This is a genomic window from Plantactinospora sp. KLBMP9567, from assembly GCF_033446045.1.
Lineage (GTDB): Bacteria > Actinomycetota > Actinomycetes > Mycobacteriales > Micromonosporaceae > Plantactinospora.
Map to the genome: position 1 here is coordinate 257105 of NZ_JAWQRR010000006.1, position 18249 is coordinate 275353.

Consider the following 18249-nt stretch of genomic DNA (forward strand, 5'->3'; position numbering starts at 1 on the left):
CATCCAGCGTCGCAGACCCGCGGCTCAGGTCAGACCGGTCACCCGCCAGGCCCGGACGACGGTCTGTTCGACACCGTTGCCGTCCCGGTCGACGGCGGTCACCCGGAGGGTGCCGAACTGCGCCCCGGTGGGGGCCGCCGGCAGGGTCGCCAGTATCTCCCGGCCGCCCCGGGTGGTCGCGTCCCGCCAGTGCGCCCCGTCGTCGTACGAGACCGCGACCCGCACCGTGAACCGGCCGGGTCCGGTCGCCCCGGGCTGGTAGCCGGGGCGCAGCACCAGCCGGTACGGCCGGTCGGCCCGGACCGTGTTGGCCAGGTCTGTCTCGATGTCGTAGCCGAGCTGGGGCAGCGGCAGCACCACCGGCCGGTCGCCGTGCGGTCGCCCGGAGCGGAACGTCCAGGTCGTCGAGGTGGCGGTGGAGGTGGTCCACCAGGGACGGCCGGGGAACGAGTCCCGGGCGACGTCGAGCCGGAGCTGATAGCGACCGGTGCCGCCCGGCACGGTGAACTGGGCGGACGAGGCGCTGCTCCGGCCGAGTACCCTGCCGTCCCGGCTCAGGGTCAGCTCGCTGCGGTCGGAGCGGCCGTCGACCCAGCCGTACGCGGTGGCGGCGCCGTCGGCGTACTGCGGGACGGCGACCCGGATCGCGTCGTACGCCCGGTTCACCGGCAGCCCGTACGCGTGGTCCGGAGTCACCGTCGCCGGCACGGCGGGCCGGGTCAGGGCTGGGAACCACACCTCCCGGACCCGCTCGCCGGCCCGGTAGGCCCGCAGCGGCCCCCACATCTGCCCCTGCGGGTTGCCGACCTGGTACGCCTCCAGGATGCCGCTGCTCCGCCAGGCGACGCCCCGGGTGCTGACGCGGTCGGTACGCCGGTGCGCGGCGGTGATGGTCCGGCTGAAGCCGAACCCGGTCGACACCCCGTCCGGATAGCCGGCCCTGGTCTCCCGGGCGACCATCTCCGGCGCGTGCTGGTGGAACTCGGACTCCACCGTGGCCAGCGCGAGTTCGGTACCGCGGTAGTGCAGGTCCTCCGGCACCCGGCCCGGCTCCGTCAGCAGCAGGTCGTAGCGGTACGGCGACCGGGCGACGGCGTCGAGTGCGATCGTTGCCGGCCCGGCCGCCAGCCGTTCCCGGAGCCGCTGCGCCACGCCCGCGTCCACCCGGTATGCCGGCACCGTAGAGCCGTACCCGTTGGCGTAGTGGTAGCCCGGCGTCGGCCCGGCCAGCAGGGCCGCCCGGGCACCGGCCGCACCGGCCGCCCGCAACTGTGCGACGCCGGGATCCTCCGCGCCGCCCTGGTCGAGCCGGATCAGCACCACCGCGTCCCGGGCACCGGCCCTCGCCAGTTCGGCAGGGGTACCGTCGCCGCCGTCGACCAGCCGGGCGCTGCTCCGGCCGTCCAGCAGTGGTGCGCCCTCGACCGCCCGTGGCTCCGGCACCGGGAAGCCGTCCGGGCCGGTCACCGCGGCGGTGAGCGTCGGCGCGGCCAGGTCCCACCGGCTGAAGAACTGGAAGGTGCCGGTCGACACCGGTCGGGTCGGCGCCGCGTACACCCGGCGGATGGTGTCCAGGTTGAACGACTCGCCGGAGAGCAGTGTGGCCGCCGCCGTACCCCGCTGCCAGACCAGCGCGGCCTGCGCGGCGGTGCTCCGGTCCGGGGTGTCGATCCGGATCTCCCGACCGCTCCGGGCGTCCTGCCGCAGCGTCCGGTCCGCCTCGACGGTCAGCTCCGGCTCGGCGAGCATCGTGGCGTCCTCGGCAAAGCCCGACTCCGACAGGCCGAACACCCAGGTCGTCACGGCGTAGCGCCCGGCCGGCAGTTCGACGGTGGCGGGCCGCCCGCCGACGAAGTGCGCCCAGTGCTCCTCGCCGGTGTCCAGGTTGAAAAGCTGGGACCGGCTGTAGAAGTCGGCCGGCGGCCGACCCTGGCGGTCCACCGCCTCGATGGTCAGCGTCCGGGTCGGCGGCACGACGTGGAACCCGATCGGGGTACGCAGCTCGGTGCCGCCGCCCCGGGCGGTCAGCACCCCGGCGTACAGGTTCGGGGCGGTACGGGCCGGGTCGAGCCGGACGACCGCGCTGGCCCGCCCGCCGGCCGGTACGGTCAGTCGGGCCGGCGAGACGCCGATCACCGCCCGCCGCTGGTCGGCGCCGAGGTCGCGGGCCTCGGCGGAGAGGGTGAGGGTGACCGGCCGGCGACCGGGGTTCGTGAAGCCGACGGTGGCGCTCCGGGCCGGCGTACCGGCCGGGACCCGGCCCAGGGCGAGCGTCGCGGTGTCGACGGTGACCGGCTGGTCCAGGGCCTCGGCGACGTCCACCCGGCCGGCGCCCTGGGCCCAGACCGGGGTGTCCCGGTTCTCGACGGCGCTGCTGACCAGGGCCGCCTTGAGCTGGTCGGCCCGCCAGTCCGGATGCCGCTGGGCGAGCAGTGCCGCCGCCCCGGCGACGTGCGGGGCGGCCATCGAGGTGCCGGACATCGAGGTGTGGCCCGCGTCGACCACCTCGCCGAGGGTGGTCCCGGCGGCGCGGGCCGCCACGATGCCGACCCCGGGGGCGGTGATCTCCGGCTTGACCGCACCGTCGCCGAGTCGCGGGCCACGGCTGGAGAAGTCGGCGATCCGGTCCCGGCCGTCGACCGCGCCCACGGTCAGTGCCCGGTCTGCCGTGCCCGGCGTGCTGACCGTCTGCCGGCCGGGGCCGGCGTTTCCGGCGCTGACCACGAAGAGCGCGCCGGAGCTGGCGGAGAGTGCGTCGAGCGCCTCGGTGACCGGGTCCGGTCCCTCGGCGGCCGGGCCGCCGAGGCTGAGGTTGACCACCCGGGCGCCCTGGCGCACCGCCCACTCCATGCCGGCGATCACCCCGGAGAGGTCTCCGGACCCGTGGTCGTCGAGGACCTTGCCGATCAGCAGCCGGGCACCGGGTGCGACTCCCTTGCCGCCCGGCCCGCTTCCGCCGGAACCTGTGCCGGCGGTACGCCGGTCGACGGTGGTGCCGGCGCCCGCGATGGTGGCGGCGACGTGGGTGCCGTGCCCGACCCGGTCGGTGGTCTCGGGGGTACCGGTGAAGCTGGCCGCCGCGCTGACCCGGCCGGCGAGGTCGGGGTGGCTGGGGTCGTAGCCGCTGTCCAGGACGGCGACCTTCACGCCCCGGCCGTCGTACCCGGACCGCCACGCCTGCGGTGCGCCGATCTGCGGCACGCTCTCGGCCAGGTCGGCGCTGACCCGTCGGTCCAGCCACAGCCTGCCGAACCCGCTCGCCAGGGTGCCGGCCCCGGCCGCCGTCGGGCCGGCCGTCGACCGGTTGCCGGCACCGCCGGTCACGGCGGACCAGAAGTCGACGGCCCGGGACTTCTCCGTGCCGACCGCGATCGCCCCGATGCTGGGCAGTTCGCGGTGCCGGGTGGCGCCGTCCGGGGTCGCCGGTGCGGCGGCCCGCAGCCCAGGTCCGGCGGGGGCGCCGGTGAGCAGCAGCGGCAGGGTGGACCGGGCCTCGTCGGAGTAGCCCTCGGCCACCAGGTCGGTGACGTTGAACAGGGCCGGGTCGACCCGCCCGGCGGTGACCAGCGGGAGCGCCTCGTACGGTGTGACGTGCAGGTCACCGTCGCGTTCGGAGAGCTGGAAGCCGAGCCCCTTCCGGGGGCCCCGGTCGTCCACCTCGGCGACCTGCCGACCGTCCGCAAAGGTGCTGAGCCGGACGACGTCCCCGGTGACCAGGGTGACGGTGTGCGCCGCCGCCGGTCCGGAGGGGACCGCTGGCGCGACTGCGCCACCGTACGGCCCGGCGGCGGCCGGTGGGGCTCCGGCGGCCAGGATGGCGACGGTGACCGCGAACGCGACGACCGTACGTGGTGACTTGACCACGAAAGCTCCCTTGACGTGCTGCTAGATCATCGGGCAGCGTCACACTCCGTCACCAGGTCGGTAAAGGATCCGGAGTGAGCGCAACTGCGCCATGACCTAGATGCGCCAGGAGGTTCGGCCGTGCTGAAGTTCGCCGGGCTGAGCGCGGTGGAGGAGTCGGCGTATCTGGCGCTGATCCGGCAGGGCGGCGCCCGGCTGGTCGACCTCGCGGACCGGCTCGGGCTGTCGGAGACCCGGGTACGCCGGGTGGTCGGCGTACTCGAACGCGAGGGCTTCGTGCACCGCACCCCGCCACCCGCCGACCGGGTCGTACCCGTGCCGCCCGATCTCGCCGTCGAACAACTGATCCGGCGCAGGTACGCGGAGCTGGAACTGACCCGGGAGGCGGCGCACCGGCTCGCCGCCGAGGCGCAGGGGCGGGCGAGCAACCGGCGTACCGAAGAGCTGATCGAGATCGTGTCGGGGCGGGCGGCGGTCGGCCGGGCCTTCGAACGGGTGCAGCGCAGCGCGCGGCAGGAGATGCGGGTGCTGGTGGCGCCTCCGTACGCGATCCCGACCTCGGTGAACACCACCCAGCTCGACCGGGAGGCCGCCGGGGTGACCTACCGGGCGGTCTACGACAGCAGCGCGCTGGACGACCCCGAGTTCGCGGCCAGCGTGGCCGCGCACATCCGCGCGGGTGAACTGGCCCGGCTCGCCGTCGGGCTCCCCACCAAGCTCGCGGTCGCGGACCGCACCCTGGCGCTGCTGCCGCTGGCCTGGACCGCGTCGGCGCACAACGCCGCGCTGCTGGTGCACCCGTGCGGGCTGCTGGACGCCCTGGTCGCGCTCTTCGAGACGCTGTGGACCCAGGCGACACCGCTGTCGGCGGCCGGGCCCGAGCAGGTGTCGACGGCGGTGGGCATCACCGCCGAGGACCGGCACCTACTGTCGCTGCTGGTGGCGGGCCTGACCGACGAGGCGGCCGGCGCCCGGCTCGGGATCAGCCGTCGCACCGTCGTACGCCGGGTGCAGGTGCTGATGGAGCGCACCAACTCCCGCTCCCGACTCCAACTCGGCTGGCAGGCCCACGAACGCGGCTGGCTCTAGCGGTCCGCTACCTCGGCAGTATCCGTTCGATGGCGGCGGTGATTTCCGGCGACTCCGGCTCGACCTGCGGCGCGAACCGGGCGACTGCGGTGCCGTCCGGGCCGACCAGGAACTTCTCGAAGTTCCACCGGATGTCGCCGGAGTGTCCACCGGGATCCGCCGTGTCGACCAGCGCGGCGTAGAGCGGGTGCCGGCCGGGGCCGTTCACGTCGATCTTCTCGGTCATCGGGAAGGTCGCCCCGAAGGTGGAGCGGGCGAATTCGGCGATCTCGGCCGGGGTGCCCGGCTCCTGGTCGGCGAACTGGTTGCTGGGTACGCCGAGCACGGTCAACCCGCGGTCCGCGTACCTCTGGTGCAGGGTCTGTAGCCCGACGTACTGCGGGGTCAGCCCGCACTTGGAGGCGAGGTTGACCACCAGCATGGCGTTGCCCCGGAACTGCTCCAGGCCGACGAACCCGTCGTCGGTCAGCGCTCCGATCTGGACGTCGAAGACGCTCACCGGATGTCCCCGCGACCTTCGTCGCCGCGTCCCGCTCGCCGTGCCCGACTGGCATTCACTTTCCGCTCGGTCATGGCCCAGAGGCTACCGGGCGCCGACGTCCACAGGATCGACTTCCCGCCCACTTGCCCGTGGCCGCCCCGTCGACCGTCGGGCCGAGCGCGCGTCGACCGTCGGGCCGAGCGCGCGTCGACCGTCGCGCGGTCACCGGTCGCCCAACCCGTTCCCCTGGCGGCGCCCCCGGTCCCCGCGCACCGAATCGAAACATGGACATCTTGACGAAGCGGTGAACCGCTGAGTAGCGTCGCCTCACTATCTGGAAAGTTTCCTATCAATAAGGGAGACGCCACCATGAGGAGATCCATCCGCCGGGCGCTGTGGGCCGGCGTCGCGGCCACGGTGGCCGTCGCCGTGGTCCCGATCACCGCGGCCCTCGGCGCCGGCAGCCTGACCACCAGCTTCGCCGCCACCTCCGACTGGGGCTCCGGCCACGAGGTCAGGGTCACCGTCACCAACGGCACCGACGCGCCGGTCGCCACCTGGCGGGTCGAGTTCGACCTGCCGGCCGGTACCACCATCAGCAGTTCCTGGGACGCCGACGTCACCCGCAGCGGCAACCGCTACGTGGCGGTACAGAAGAGCTGGGCCGGCGCCCTGGCTCCGGGCGCCTCGGCGACCTGGGGTTACATCGGCAGCGGCGGCTACCGGGCCCCGGCGAACTGCACCGTCAACGGCGGCGCCTGCGGCGGTGGCGGCACTCCCAACCCGACCCCCACCACGCCCCGGCCGACCGTGAGTCCGACCCCCACCCCGACCACCCCGCCGCCGACCACCACCCCGCCGCCGAACCCGGGCGCGCAGAAGGTGGTCGGCTACTTCGCCCAGTGGGGCGTCTACCAGCGGGCGTACCACGTCAAGAACATCCACACCAGCGGCTCGGCCGCCAAGCTGACCCACATCCTGTACGCCTTCGGCAACACCACCGGCGGCCGGTGCACCATCGGCGACAGCTACGCCGACTACGACCGGGCGTACTCGGCGGCGGAGAGCGTGGACGGGGTCGCCGACACCTGGGACGCGGGCGCGCTGCGCGGCAGCTTCAACCAGCTCCGCAAGCTCAAGCGGATGTACCCGCACCTGAAGGTGATCTGGTCGTTCGGCGGCTGGACCTGGTCCGGCGGCTTCACCCAGGCCGCGCAGAACCCGGCCGCGTTCGCCGAGTCCTGCTACAACCTGGTCGAGGACCCGCGCTGGGCCGACGTCTTCGACGGCATCGACATCGACTGGGAGTACCCGAACGCCTGCGGCCTGACCTGTGACGCCAGCGGCCCGAACTCGTTCAAGAACCTGATCTCCGCGCTGCGTGGCCGGTTCGGCTCGTCGAACCTGGTCACCGCCGCGATCACTGCGGACGGCAGCAACGGCGGCAAGATCGACGCGGCCGACTACGCCGGTGCGATCAACAACCTCAACTGGCTGATGCCGATGACGTACGACTACTTCGGCGCCTTCGCCGCGCAGGGCCCCACGGCCCCGCACTCGCCGCTGACCTCGTACGCCGGGATTCCGCAGCAGGGCTTCTGGTCCGACGCGGCGATCCAGAAGCTCAAGAGCAAGGGCGTCCCGGCCAGCAAGCTGCTGCTCGGCATCGGCTTCTACGGGCGGGGCTGGACCGGGGTCACCCAGGCCACCCCGGGCGGTACGGCCACCGGGGCGGCACCGGGCACCTACGAGGCGGGCATCGAGGACTACAAGGTACTCAAGAACACCTGCCCGGCCACCGGCACCATCGCCGGCACGGCGTACGCGAAGTGCGGCAGCAACTGGTGGAGCTACGACACCCCGGCCACCATCGGCGGCAAGATGTCGTACGCCAAGGGCCAAGGGCTGGGCGGCGCCTTCTTCTGGGAACTCTCCGGCGACACCAGCAACGGTGAACTCATCACGGCGGTCGCCAACGGGCTGCGGTAGGCAGCCGGACCCGCCGGGCGACCTTTCCGGAGGGCGGGTGGCGGGGGCCGACTCCGGCGGGACACGGAGTCAGCCCCCGCTCGCCCGGAACGCTCGACCGGAGACCGGAATGCTCCGGTACCGCAACGGCGACACCATCAGGACCGAATCCTTTTCACATGGTGCCAAGGGGACCACCCTGATGGTTCTCCCGTTGTCCCGCCGGGCACGGTGGTGAGACGCGACACCGTTGTCCTGGCCGGGCACGGTGGTGAGACGCGACACCGCGCGTGACGGGCGGAGGGGCGATGCCGACGGGGCCGAACACTGGCGAGTGGGGAAATTCGGGGCCCACGGGTTGGGTGACGCGCTGGGTGCTGGGCACCGCGGTCGGGCAGGTCGTCTTCACCGGGACCGTACGCCTCGTGCTGGCGGTGCTGATGGGCGCCGCACTCGGCGGCCTGGTGGTCTGGTTCGTGCTGCGTCGCAGGCAAGCCCCACCGTCGCACGCCGGCACTCCGGCCGCCAGCACCGCTGGCCGCCGCGAGCGACGGGTACCGCCCGCCGCCGACCTGCCGAACCCGGGACGTCCGTCCCGGGCGGCCGGTGCTCCCGCCCGGCGGCCCGCACCGGCCGTCGAACGTACGCGGCCACGCTTCTCGCCCCGCGCCAACCGCCCGGCCCGGCCGGCTCCGGAGCATCCGGCTCCGGAGCGGTCGGCTCCCGGCCGCGACACCGGGGCGCGGTCCACGGTCGGCGGCGGCGCCGGTGCTCCCGCCGCTCGCCCGGGACCGGTCCGGAGATAGCTGCGGGCAAGCGAACGCCCGGCCCCTAGGGTGTTCGGGTGGTCGCCGCCCTGGAGTTGTATCTCGACACCGATGCCACCCGACGGATCCGAGTGCTCTGGGACGCCCTGGAATCCGAGGGTGTGCAGAGCCTCCGCTCGTTGCTCGGTCAGCGGCACCGCCCACACGTCTCCCTCGCCGTCGCTGCCCGGCTCGATCCGGAACAGGTCGCCGAGGCGATGGCCGGGACGGTGGTGGCCGCGCCACTGCGGCTCTCCTTCCAGTACGCCGGCCAGTTCGTCGGCCGGGTGCTCTGGCTCGGCCCGACTCCCACCCCGGAACTGCTGGCCCACCAGGCGATGGTGCACGAGCGGCTGACCTGGGCCGACGTGCCGGTCAGCGAGCTGTACCGCCCCGGCCGCTGGGTGCCGCACTGCACCCTGTCGATGCGGGTGCCGAACACCCTGATGGCGGCGGCGGTGCGGCGCTGCCTGGAGGTGCTGCCGGTCGAGGCGACCGTGGTCGGCGCGGCGGTCGTCGACCACGCCCGGGACATCGTCCGCCCGCTGTCCTGACCGGCGTACTGGCGCTGGCCGGGGGCGGCGATCGCGATGCTGGGGGCGTTGCTGCCGGCCCGCTCTGCGGCCCGACTGCCGATCGTCGAGCTGCTGCACAACGAGTGACGCCGGTCGGCCGGGCACTTCGCCGGGCGGGCGTGCCGGCGGCCCGGCGACGGCTGGGCCGCCGGTCGGCGTTGCGGTGCAGCCAATCCGTCGACTGCGCTCAAATCGCTCGTCTCCAGTTGGACATGTGCCGGCCGACGTCGATCACGTAGATTGCCCGCGGTCTATCCAAACTCGACCGTGGGAGGACACATGCCTGATCGGTTCAGGACCGCCGGGAGAACCCTGGCGGCGGCCGTACTGGTGCCGGCGCTGGTGGCCGTGGGGCTGGCGGCGCCGGCACCGGCCAGCGCGGCGGTGAGCCGGGCGGAACTGGCGCTGCGTTGGGCCCCGATCCACTACCAGGACGTCGACGCGACCGGCAGCCACGCGCTCGGCGGCCGGTCCGACTACATCACCGGGGTCGACTTCGACGGTGACCTGAGCGGGCGGAACAACTGGGACAGCGCGGGGCAGCCCGGCGCCTCGTTCGCCGCCCAGGCGTACTACTCGGTGCTGGAGACCAGCACGCACTGGTACATCACGTACCTGTTCTTCCACCCCCGGGACTGGACCGACCACCCGTTCTTCGAGACCGAGCACGAGAACGACGGCGAGGGCGTCATGTTCGCCGTCGAGCGGGACGGCTCGGACTACGGGGTGCTGCGCGGGGCGGTGAGCGTGGCGCACAGTGACTTCTACTCCTACACCCCGGCCGGGAGCACCTGGACCGGCGGGCGGGAGAACGTCGACGGCACGTTGCAGATGCAGTCGTCGCCGCACGACTCGTTCCCGCATCCGGTGACCGCGCAGGAGGCACAGGGGCACGGGCTGAAGGCGTACCCGCAGTACAACATCAACGGGGACGGCATCGTCTACTACCCGTCGACGGTGGCCGAGACGCCGAGCAACGGCAACGACCGGGACGTCCGCTACAAGCTCGTGGACATCTTCGCCTCCGGTGGGCTCTGGGCGCAGCGGGCCAACGCAAGCCTCTTCGCCAACCTCGGCACCTTCGCCGGGGACAACTCCGGTGACTGTGGCGTCGGCACCTATTCCTGCTCGACCAACTCGGCGAACGCGCCGTGGGGCTGGGACGACGGCAACGACCTGCCGGGCCGGGGCGAGATCGCCACCGACTCGGCGAAGCTGGCGGCCGAGTACTTCACGATCCCGGGCAGCCTGTCCCGGTCGTACACCTACAACCCGTACGCCAGCGCGGCGGCGGCGCTGCGGGAGGCGGCGAAGACCGCGCCACCGGTCGTCGACTGAGAAGGGCGGGTGGGGCAGCCGGGTTCCGGCTGCCCCACCGTCGGCGCCGATCGGGTGATCGGCCCGGTCGCCACCGTCACCGGTCGATCGCCGCCGCCGTGCTAGCCGATGATCACTGGAGTGGGATCGTAGATCTTCCACATCTGGTTGAAGGCGTTCCAGTCGGTGGTGGCCGAGATGCAGTCCCACTGCTGCAACACCGCCTGCTCGGCGGGCCGCCCGGACGGCGCGGCAGCGTCCAGGCACATGCCGGTGTGGCGGTTCTTGATGAGTACGAACCAGGAGCCGAAGCACTGACCCGTACAGGGCCTGTGGAAGACCTCCTGGGTGAACCACTCGCCCGGGGCGTAGCCGGCGGAACAGTGCGGGTACTGGATGATCGGCGTGCCGTTGGCGTAGAACCCGGCACGCCAGTCGAGCATCAGGCACTGACCGGAGTGCCGAGCCCTGATCCGGAAGAAGCCGCCCCCGCTGTCGAGCAGGTCGAACTCCTGCGAGGCGCTGGTGTTGTCCGGCCAGAGGAAGACACCCTGATGTGTCGCCGTGGAAGCCCACATCACGTCGGCGCGAAGGCTGCCGTAGCCACTCACGAGCTCTCTGCGGTTGGTGTCCGCGTACGCCGGGGTGGGCGCGGTCATCACGATCGACGCGACCACCAGGGCCATCGCGACGGCGAGGCCCCGCAGGACGCTGTTCGTCCCGTGCCCCCCGCGCCGCACGGGTCGCGACCGGTGCAGCAGATCTCCGAGCCCGCCGGGCCGGCTGACCGTCCTGCCGAGGCGTGGTCTGGCGGGGTCGTCGTCCGAGTCGAACGAGGGTAGTCCAGCGCTGAGCATGCTTCCTCCAACCGGGAACGCGAGAGTGGGACGCGGCGGTGCCACCGGCATGGGCGGCGGCCCGCCTGCGCCTCACTGTCCGGCGCCGGCCGGTTGTCCGGCGGGATCCCGACCGAATCCGAACAGGACCCGACCGGCTGCCGACGACGGTTGTTCCCGTCAGACCAGACCGGCTGGCGTCTCAACCGCGGGCTCGACCCGTGCCCCTCAGGACGGCCAGGTCACGACGGCGGAACCAGGCGATGAGCGCGGCCACCACCAGATGCCCGATCGCAGTCAGTGGGCTTGCGTCGAGCACCACCGCGCTGGTGAAGGCGGCGCCGACGAGCAGGCCCGCCAGGCAGAACGCCGCCAGGGCGGCGAGCCGGGGAACGAGCAGGCCGATCCCGCCGGCAAGCTCGAGCGCGCCGACGACGTACCGGAACCACTGCCCCGCGCCGATGTCGTCGAACATGGTCACCATCGACGGATGGCCGGCGAGCTTGCTGAGACCGCCTCCGGCGATGCTCAGGCCGAGCAGGCTCTGCGGAACCCACAGCAAGCTGCGAGGCGTGATCCGGGTACGGGTGTTGCTGGTGATGGTGCTCATCGGAGCCTCCTAGACGTGTCGGTGTCGATACGTCGAGACTGTCGCCGGGAACCGGACACGGGCATCCGTGGCGGCCACCACATCCACCACGGATCGGTGACTCCGTGGCCCGCCCGTGCACGGTCGTCGAGCGCGAGCACCACCTGATGTACTCAGTGCGCTTGCCGCACTGGAACTCGGCAAGTTCCGCCGGACGAGGGCAGTCCAGCACCACACACTCCAGGTCAGCGATCATGGGCCGATCCTGGGCGGCGGGCAGTGATCGGGTCGGTACACCGCCGGCACCGGCAACAGGAGTTCCGGCACGTCAAGGGCGGGACGAGTCGCGGAAACCGCGTCAGTGGTCCCGAACCACCACCAGGCCCCGGCATCGTCGCCGGGGCCTGGTCCGGGCGTGGTCAGGCAGTCGGGCCGAGCTGCTTGGCGAGGCTGACGAACGCGCGCCAGTGGGCCGGTCCGAAGGTGAGGGTGCCGCCGTCGCGGTCTTTGGTGTCGCGTACGAGCACGATGCCGGGCAGGTTGTCCGCCACTTCCACGCAGGACCCGCCGTTCGAGCCGGAGCGGGTCGACTTGCGCCAGTTGGCGCCGGTCATGTCCATTCCTTCGTCGCCTCCCTGATCAGTTCGAGCGATTGCATCCTTGGGAATGCTTCGCTGCGGATCGTCTCCCAGGTCCCCTGGAGGGTGGCAAGTTCCTCGGCCCGATCGACGATCTGGGCTCGCACTTGGTGGTCAAGATGCGCCACCACAGACTTGGTCCGGCAGCGTCGCCAGGATGAACCCTCCTTGAAGCCCAGGGTAGATCCCGACCTCTTTCGGCACCACGAGGATCTGGACGTGCGGCAGCTCCGCCAGGGTTGCCAGGTGCTGAAGCTGCTGCACCATCACGCCTGGCTCCCCGCGCACAGGCCGTCGAAGGACCATCGCGTCAATCACGAAGACGAACTGCGCGGGCGTCTCGGCCGTGAGCACGGCTTGCCGTTCCAGCCGACTCTGAGCCCGCTGTTCGACCTGCTCAGGCATCAGGTGCATGCCGGCCATGGTCGCTCGGGCGTACGACTCGGTCTGGAGCAGGCCGGGGACGAAGGCCGGCTCGTACCAGCGGAGCAAGCGGGCGAGGCGCTCGAACTCGATCCAGTCGCGGAGCCAGGCCGGGGTGCTGTCCAGCTTGGCGAGCTTCTTGAGCATCCGGCTGAACGTGCCGCCGGTCTGGAAAGCCTGGTCGATCTTTTCCACGTATTCGTCGGTCGGCGGACGCTGGCCGGTTTCCACCGAGCTGACGTGTGATCCGGAATAGCCGATCTTGCGCCCGAACTCCTCCTGACTGAGTCGCTGCTCAGGGCGAAACAGCCTAAGCTCGGCGAGGACGTATTCCGTGACTAGTCCCATCGATAATCCCACCTCTGCTCACTGCCGAAGTTGCGTTCCACAAAATCGCTCGCCTGCCGTTCTGACCTGCACAGATGCCGCGAGCACGTATCGACCGTAGTGCACTCCACAGCAGACTGTCACTAGCGGAACCGCTCGGAATTAAAATGGCATGGTGACCGGCCGGGCGGAACCTGCGGGGGCCATCTCACTTCCCCCCGTATTGAGATGGCCCCCTTCCAACTCGGAAGGAGACACGATGCGGAAATCACGTCCGATCCGGCCCGTCCCACTCGTTTTCCGGCACCGACCCGACTGGCGCCGACTGTGGTTGTGGTTGTGGTGCCGGTGCGGACGGCGGTGGTCGTCGTGCCCGTACCGGGGACTCTCGGTCCTGCTGCCGCAGACGGTCCCGGCACCCGACCTGCCGCCCCAACTCGCGCTGCCGACCGTCCCGCCGACACTCGACCCGTCACCGTCCCGGCCGTCGACACCGCCGCGCGGGCGCAACCAGCACCCCCGCTGGAACGCGGAGTACCCGACCCACCGGACGCTGCCGGCGCTGGTCGACGGCAGTCGCGGCACGCTGGGGGAGTGGCGGCGTGGCCGCGCCGGCACCGGGGCGTGGAGATGACGGACCCGGAGTCGCCGGTCGGCCCCCACACGCCGCTGCGGCCACTCTGGCTGTGTCGCACCGACGGGCAACCCTGGCCGTGCGCCGCCGCCCGGCTCAGCCTGGTCCGGGAGTACCCGGACACCCGGGTCGCGCTCTGCGTCCGTCTCGGCTCGTCGCTCGCCGAGGCGTACCGCGATCTGCACGCGCTCAACCCGGGCGGCGCTCCGGCGGCGACGGTGCTCAGCGAGCGCTTCCTCGGCTGGCTACCCGGTCGGTCCCGCCACTGACCCGCGTCGCCCACGGCGACGCTCCGGCACGACCCCTACCCTCAGTTGACCAGGGCGGATATCCAAATACAAGACTGGAATTCGGCCCGTGACGCGCTCACGATTCTGGGCATGCCATGGGACCCTTTCAGTACCCTGCGCCGGGCGCTCTGGATCGGCGGCGGTCAGTGGGCCGGCAAGTCGACGGTGGCCGGAATCCTCGCCGAGCGGTACGGCCTGACGCACTACCACTACGACTACCACGACGCGCGCGGCCACAACGACCGCCGGGTCGTACGCCGGATCCGGCGCGGCGAGCCGGCCGAACCCGACTGGGAGGCGGTCTGGGTCCGTACGACGCCGGAGGAGATGGCCCGGCAGGTGCTGGTGGAGTTCGCGGAGCGGTTCGAGTGGGTGCAGGACGACCTACGGGCGCTCGCCTCGCCCCGACCCGTCCTCGCCGAGGGCTGGGGGCTGCGTCCCGATCTGGTCGCGCCGGTCAGCGGATCGACCCGGCAGATGGTGGTGATGGTGCCGACCGAGGAGTTCCGGCAGCGGCAGCTCGCCGAGCTGCCCCGGGCCGGTCGGCTCGGCCACCAGGTCAGCGACCCCGAACTCGGGCAGCGCAACCGGATCCAGCGGGACCGCCTGCTCGCCGAGGACGCCGTACGCGGCGCCCGCCGGCTCGGCATCCGGGTAGTCGAGGTCGACGGCAGCCGGGATGCGGAAGGGGTCGCCGAGCTGGTGGCCGCGCACTTCGCTCCGTTCCTGCCATAGTCCCGCTCCTCGCCGCTCCGCATTTGGACGTCAGCGGATCGTGCCGCGCCGGAGAGAACGTGCCCAGAACGCTCTCGCGCCGGACGGGAACCGGCCGCGCGGCGGCCGGCAATAACGGGTGTCAGGGAAATCGTGGAGAGGCCGAGACAACGTGATCGGACAGAACTGGGCACCGCCACGGGATCTCTCCGGTGTCGCCGAGGCCGAGGAGCCCACCGACGCTGTGGTTATCCGGAGGTCGCACGACGATCCGGAGGTCTTCGCCGTCCTGTTTCGCCGGCACGCCGCCGTGCTCCTGCGTTACCTCGGACGCCGGATCGGTCCGGAGGCCGCCGAGGACGTGCTGGCCGACACGTTTCTGGAAGCGTTCCGGCAACGGCACCGCTACGACTCCACCCGACCGGATGCCCGGCCGTGGCTCTACGGGATCGCCACCAACCGGATGGGACGGTTCCGACGTACGGAGTTGAGGCAGCTCCGGGCGACCGAGCGGAGCGGTGTCGACCCCGTGCTGGAGGCGTTCGCCGAACGTAGCGACGCCCGGGTGAGCGCGAGTGCGACAGGCCGGCAGTTGGCGGCCGCCCTCGCCCGGTTGCCCCGTGGGCACCGGGACGCGCTGCTGCTGTTTGCCTGGGCGGAACTGACCTACGAGGAGGTCGCAGCAGCTATCGGGGTGCCGGTCGGCACCGTCCGGTCCCGGATCAGCCGGGCTCGCGGCACGTTGCGCAAAGCGCTTGGCGGAGTCAATCCCATGACCGTCGAAGAGGGGGAGCCCAATGGATGAGATGAGGGAGTTGCGAGCAATGCGGGCAGATATTCCCGTTCCAGGTCCCGCGCAACTGGCGAGCGCGGAGACGCGGCTGACGGCGGCGATGGCATCGGCCAGCCTGATCGGGGCAGGTCGGGCGGCTGGCGCCGGGGCATGGCGGCGGTGGTTGCCACGGCCGGCGGTACGCGTCGCGGTGGCCACGGCGGCAGTCGCAGTGGTGGCGGTGGGCGCGACCCTCGCCGGGCTGGTCGGCGAGGCGGGTCCGGGTGAGGGTGGTGGCGGCACGACGGTGGCGGAGCAACTGCCGAAGCTGCAACTTGCAGCGGCTGCACGGGCAACCGGACGGACCAGTTTCGCCTTCAAGGTGTGGGACCAGGAGAACGACCGCGTCCGGCCGCTCTACGAAGGCGCCTACGACCCGGTGGGTAAGCGGGGCTTCGTGGCTATGGTCAACCAACACGGCAATCGCTTTGAACGCCGGGTCGTCGGCGACCACACCTATACGATCCGTATCGTCGACGGTAAGACGGTCGACGTGCGGAAAGAGACGGATTCTGCGCCTATCGGGTTCGGGCCACTGCCGGACGGCGTGACCACTGACCCCGCCGAGATACTGAACGCCCTGGCCGAGGCGGGCACCGTGGACAAGACCGGAAGCACTGGCGGGGTCGAGACGTACACGTTCCAGTACGAGCTCCCGCGCGTGACGCCGGCCCCGACGCAGGTACGCCCGCGCACCGGCTCGCGGTCGAACTTGACCGTGAGCGGGACCGTCGAGGTGCGCTCGGGCAAGGTCAGCTCGGTGACCTACCGCCCGACGGTCTCGGGGACCTCGGAGGCCGTCCGCATGAGGAATGGGAAGATCCCAAGCACCATCGAGTTCTCCAACTACGGCATGCCGGTCGATGTCGAGGTCCCCAACACCTGAGCGTCCCGCACCCGTTGAGTCGCCGGGACCGGGCAACCGGCCCCGGTCGCCTCGTCGCCGTCCGCGCCGACGGTACGGTCCGGCGGGCCAGGTCGAGAACAGCATGTCTTCGACCTGTCAAAGTGGATCGATGACTGGTGAGTCGGGTGGCTGAGAAAGGTTCGATGGAGCGATGACCGGCGACTGCTACTCCTGCCGTTAGGAGACCAACCTCGCCACCGCGTCGTTCGCCGAGCGGCTGCACCTACCGACCACTGGCGTACGGCGCACGCGTTCAACTCCAGCCTGCCTGGCTGGCTGGTCCTGCTGCCCCGGCGGCACGTCACCTCGATCGCGGAGCTGGCCCCTGCCGAGGCTGCCGAGCTGGGCCCGCTGGTCCACCGGCTCAGCACCGCCCTGCACAGCGCCGTACGCTGCACGAAGACGTACGTGATGCAGTTCGCCGAGGCGGAGGGCTTCGGGCACGTGCACTTCCACCTCGTACCCCGGATGCCGGACCTTCCCCCGGAACACCGTGGGCCACGGGTTTTCCACTACCTCACCCGCCCTCAGAGTGAGTGGCTGACAGCCGACCGGCGCGAGGAGATCGCCGCCGCCATCGCCGACCGGCTGCGGACCGGATGATTTCGGGACCGTTGGCCGTTCAGGACTCCGGCCCGGTCGCCTCGGCGACCAGCCGGCGGGCGGCCGCACGGGAGTTGATCCGCACGAACGTCAGGTGACTCCAGGCCGGGTCGGCAGAGGCCGCGAGATAGCGCGCCCGGTAGACCGAATGCCGCTGCCAGGCCCACACGATCACCGACTCGTCCGGGGTGGTGGCGAAGAAGTTGCCCCAGCGTTCCCGGTTGCCGTTCCACAGCTCGGCCCGGAGTCCCGCCCGGCGCAGGGTGCGCCAGACGACCTGACGCATCACCGTGTGCCGGTCCGGATCGACCCAGACGACGGTGTCGGCGCGGCGCCACACGAGGTCCCGGACCGCCGAGTAGTTGCCGTCCACCACCCAGCCGCCGTTCGCGGTCACCGTGTCGACCCGGGCCCGCAACTCGGTGGCGGGCAGCGGTTGCCAGTTCGGCTGGTGGTGGATGGAGTCAAGCTCGACGTACGGCACCCGGAGCCGGGCCGCCAGTGCCCGGGCCAGGGTGCTCTTGCCCGAGCCCGAGTTTCCGACCACCGACACCCGCAGCACAATCTCCGACGGTAACCCGGCGACGGTCCGCCGGACTGTCCCGTTGCCGACCGCTGCCCTGCCGGGCCGAGCCGGTCGTCCTTTGCGGGCCGGTCTGTCGGGAGGCCGGTCGTCCTTTGCGGGCCGGTCGATTTCGCGGGGCTGGCGCCGGGTTGGCGGGCGGCGTCCACAATGAGGACCGATCATCGGAGGCAACATGGACAGCGAGCTGGACCTGCCGGTCGTACCGGATCTGCCGCCGGTCTGGCTGCTGGACGTCGACGGTGTGCTCAACGCCCGCCGGCCGGGGTGGGTCCGGGCGGCCCGCCGGGCCGACGTCTGGTCCCAGGCCGACCGGTGCGAGTACCCGCTGCGCTGGGCCGGTGCGCTCGTCGACCGGATCCGTACCCTGCACGAGTCCGGGGCGGTGGAGGTGCGCTGGTGCAGCACGTGGTGCCCGGAGGCGGACGTGTTGGAGCGGCTGTGGCGGCTGCCGGTGCTCCGACGGGCCCTCGTCTGCGATCCGGTGCCGACCGGTGAGCTGGGCTGGCCGGTCAAGCTGGCCGCCGCACACGCGGTGCTGGCGGCCGGCCGTACCCTCGTCTGGACCGACGACGAGGCGATCCCGGCCGGCGACCGGACCCTGGACCGGGCGGTCGCCCGGGGTGTCGCCCTGCTGATCGCACCTGACCCGGGGCGCGGACTCCGCCCGGCCGACCTGGACGCGATCGAGGCGTTCGCGCGGCAGCACGCCACCACCTGACGGACGGGTGAGGCCACCGTGACGGGCGGCAGAGGCGACCGCGACGGGCGGC

At 72.0% G+C, this 18249-nt stretch carries 18 protein-coding genes and 1 pseudogene; 12 read left to right on the forward strand and 7 right to left on the reverse strand.

Features of this window, described 5'->3' with window-relative positions; all coding sequences use genetic code 11:
* Positions 1 to 24: 24 nt before the first annotated feature.
* Entirely contained in the window at positions 25 to 3864 is a 3840-nt protein-coding gene (locus R6Y94_RS03970; RefSeq protein ID WP_318394363.1) for a S8 family serine peptidase, read from the reverse strand.
* Between the two features lie 120 nt (positions 3865 to 3984).
* Between R6Y94_RS03970 and R6Y94_RS03975 the strand changes: the two genes are divergently transcribed.
* Positions 3985 to 4953, forward strand: a complete 969-nt coding sequence (locus tag R6Y94_RS03975) for a TrmB family transcriptional regulator (protein WP_318394364.1) — start codon at positions 3985 to 3987, stop codon at positions 4951 to 4953.
* A gap of 7 nt (positions 4954 to 4960) precedes the next feature.
* On the opposite strand, the gene R6Y94_RS03980 is transcribed toward R6Y94_RS03975, so the two are convergent.
* A complete protein-coding gene (locus tag R6Y94_RS03980; RefSeq protein WP_318394365.1) occupies positions 4961 to 5452 on the reverse strand; it encodes a glutathione peroxidase in 492 nt (163 codons plus the stop codon).
* 351 nt (positions 5453 to 5803) lie between these two features.
* On the opposite strand from R6Y94_RS03980, the gene R6Y94_RS03985 reads away from it, so the two are divergent.
* The 4 genes from R6Y94_RS03985 (at position 5804) to R6Y94_RS04000 (ending at position 10121) form a co-directional block, all read left to right on the forward strand.
* Entirely contained in the window at positions 5804 to 7423 is a 1620-nt protein-coding gene (locus tag R6Y94_RS03985; RefSeq protein ID WP_318394366.1) for a glycosyl hydrolase family 18 protein, read from the forward strand.
* A gap of 341 nt (positions 7424 to 7764) precedes the next feature.
* Complete coding sequence (locus tag R6Y94_RS03990; RefSeq protein WP_318394367.1) at positions 7765 to 8208, forward strand: hypothetical protein; 444 nt, start codon at positions 7765 to 7767, stop codon at positions 8206 to 8208.
* 38 nt (positions 8209 to 8246) lie between these two features.
* The gene (locus R6Y94_RS03995; protein WP_318394368.1) at positions 8247 to 8762 is read left to right on the forward strand and encodes a 2'-5' RNA ligase family protein; all 516 of its coding nucleotides are present in this window, start codon (positions 8247 to 8249) and stop codon (positions 8760 to 8762) included.
* Positions 8763 to 9062: 300 nt separating this feature from the next.
* The gene (locus tag R6Y94_RS04000; protein ID WP_318394369.1) at positions 9063 to 10121 is read left to right on the forward strand and encodes a hypothetical protein; all 1059 of its coding nucleotides are present in this window, start codon (positions 9063 to 9065) and stop codon (positions 10119 to 10121) included.
* A 101-nt stretch (positions 10122 to 10222) separates the two neighbouring features.
* Here the strand turns inward: R6Y94_RS04000 and R6Y94_RS04005 are convergent, their stop codons facing one another.
* From R6Y94_RS04005 to R6Y94_RS04020, 4 genes and pseudogenes are all read right to left on the reverse strand, one after another.
* Positions 10223 to 10957, reverse strand: coding sequence for an RICIN domain-containing protein (locus R6Y94_RS04005; RefSeq protein WP_318394370.1), 735 nt, complete (start codon positions 10955 to 10957; stop codon positions 10223 to 10225).
* 181 nt (positions 10958 to 11138) lie between these two features.
* Positions 11139 to 11546, reverse strand: a complete 408-nt coding sequence (locus tag R6Y94_RS04010) for a DoxX family protein (RefSeq protein WP_318394371.1) — start codon at positions 11544 to 11546, stop codon at positions 11139 to 11141.
* Positions 11547 to 11944: 398 nt separating this feature from the next.
* Positions 11945 to 12139: a DUF397 domain-containing protein gene (locus R6Y94_RS04015; protein WP_318394372.1), complete on the reverse strand. Its 195-nt coding sequence runs from the start codon at positions 12137 to 12139 to the stop codon at positions 11945 to 11947.
* A pseudogene (locus R6Y94_RS04020) lies at positions 12136 to 12934 on the reverse strand (helix-turn-helix domain-containing protein). The gene R6Y94_RS04015 and the pseudogene R6Y94_RS04020 overlap by 4 nt, the downstream one beginning before the upstream one ends.
* Before the next feature lie 238 nt (positions 12935 to 13172).
* Between R6Y94_RS04020 and R6Y94_RS04025 the strand changes: the two are divergent.
* The 6 genes from R6Y94_RS04025 (at position 13173) to R6Y94_RS45000 (ending at position 16893) form a co-directional block, all read left to right on the forward strand.
* Positions 13173 to 13547, forward strand: a complete 375-nt coding sequence (locus R6Y94_RS04025; RefSeq protein WP_318394373.1) for a hypothetical protein — start codon at positions 13173 to 13175, stop codon at positions 13545 to 13547.
* A complete protein-coding gene (locus R6Y94_RS04030; protein ID WP_318394374.1) occupies positions 13544 to 13816 on the forward strand; it encodes a hypothetical protein in 273 nt (90 codons plus the stop codon). Before R6Y94_RS04025 ends, R6Y94_RS04030 begins: the two co-directional genes overlap by 4 nt.
* A gap of 111 nt (positions 13817 to 13927) precedes the next feature.
* Positions 13928 to 14572, forward strand: coding sequence for a hypothetical protein (locus R6Y94_RS04035; RefSeq protein WP_318394375.1), 645 nt, complete (start codon positions 13928 to 13930; stop codon positions 14570 to 14572).
* A gap of 154 nt (positions 14573 to 14726) precedes the next feature.
* Positions 14727 to 15356 (forward strand): RNA polymerase sigma factor, encoded by a 630-nt coding sequence (locus R6Y94_RS04040; protein ID WP_318394606.1) that lies wholly within the window; start codon positions 14727 to 14729, stop codon positions 15354 to 15356.
* Positions 15349 to 16269, forward strand: coding sequence for a hypothetical protein (locus tag R6Y94_RS04045; RefSeq protein WP_318394376.1), 921 nt, complete (start codon positions 15349 to 15351; stop codon positions 16267 to 16269). The genes R6Y94_RS04040 and R6Y94_RS04045 overlap by 8 nt, the downstream gene beginning before the upstream one ends.
* Positions 16270 to 16575: 306 nt before the next feature.
* Complete coding sequence (locus tag R6Y94_RS45000) at positions 16576 to 16893, forward strand: hypothetical protein (protein WP_412102688.1); 318 nt, start codon at positions 16576 to 16578, stop codon at positions 16891 to 16893.
* Positions 16894 to 16912: 19 nt separating this feature from the next.
* Here R6Y94_RS45000 and R6Y94_RS04055 read toward each other — a convergent pair whose 3' ends face one another.
* A complete protein-coding gene (locus R6Y94_RS04055; protein ID WP_318394378.1) occupies positions 16913 to 17455 on the reverse strand; it encodes a shikimate kinase in 543 nt (180 codons plus the stop codon).
* Between the two features lie 196 nt (positions 17456 to 17651).
* Between R6Y94_RS04055 and R6Y94_RS04060 the strand changes: the two genes are divergently transcribed.
* Positions 17652 to 18197, forward strand: a complete 546-nt coding sequence (locus tag R6Y94_RS04060) for a hypothetical protein (protein ID WP_318394379.1) — start codon at positions 17652 to 17654, stop codon at positions 18195 to 18197.
* Positions 18198 to 18249 lie beyond the last annotated feature (52 nt).

Excerpts from the sequence above, each read along its gene's own strand:
- R6Y94_RS03985 (WP_318394366.1), top strand. The coding sequence starts at position 5,804 with ATGAGGAGATCCATCCGCCGGGCGCTGTGGGCCGGCGTCGCGGCCACG.
- R6Y94_RS04000 (WP_318394369.1), top strand. The coding sequence starts at position 9,063 with ATGCCTGATCGGTTCAGGACCGCCGGGAGAACCCTGGCGGCGGCCGTA.
- R6Y94_RS04005 (WP_318394370.1), bottom strand. The coding sequence starts at position 10,957 with ATGCTCAGCGCTGGACTACCCTCGTTCGACTCGGACGACGACCCCGCC.
- R6Y94_RS04010 (WP_318394371.1), bottom strand. The coding sequence starts at position 11,546 with ATGAGCACCATCACCAGCAACACCCGTACCCGGATCACGCCTCGCAGC.
- R6Y94_RS04015 (WP_318394372.1), bottom strand. The coding sequence starts at position 12,139 with ATGACCGGCGCCAACTGGCGCAAGTCGACCCGCTCCGGCTCGAACGGC.
- R6Y94_RS04025 (WP_318394373.1), top strand. The coding sequence starts at position 13,173 with ATGCGGAAATCACGTCCGATCCGGCCCGTCCCACTCGTTTTCCGGCAC.
- R6Y94_RS04030 (WP_318394374.1), top strand. The coding sequence starts at position 13,544 with ATGACGGACCCGGAGTCGCCGGTCGGCCCCCACACGCCGCTGCGGCCA.
- R6Y94_RS04035 (WP_318394375.1), top strand. The coding sequence starts at position 13,928 with ATGCCATGGGACCCTTTCAGTACCCTGCGCCGGGCGCTCTGGATCGGC.
- R6Y94_RS04045 (WP_318394376.1), top strand. The coding sequence starts at position 15,349 with ATGGATGAGATGAGGGAGTTGCGAGCAATGCGGGCAGATATTCCCGTT.
- R6Y94_RS04060 (WP_318394379.1), top strand. The coding sequence starts at position 17,652 with ATGGACAGCGAGCTGGACCTGCCGGTCGTACCGGATCTGCCGCCGGTC.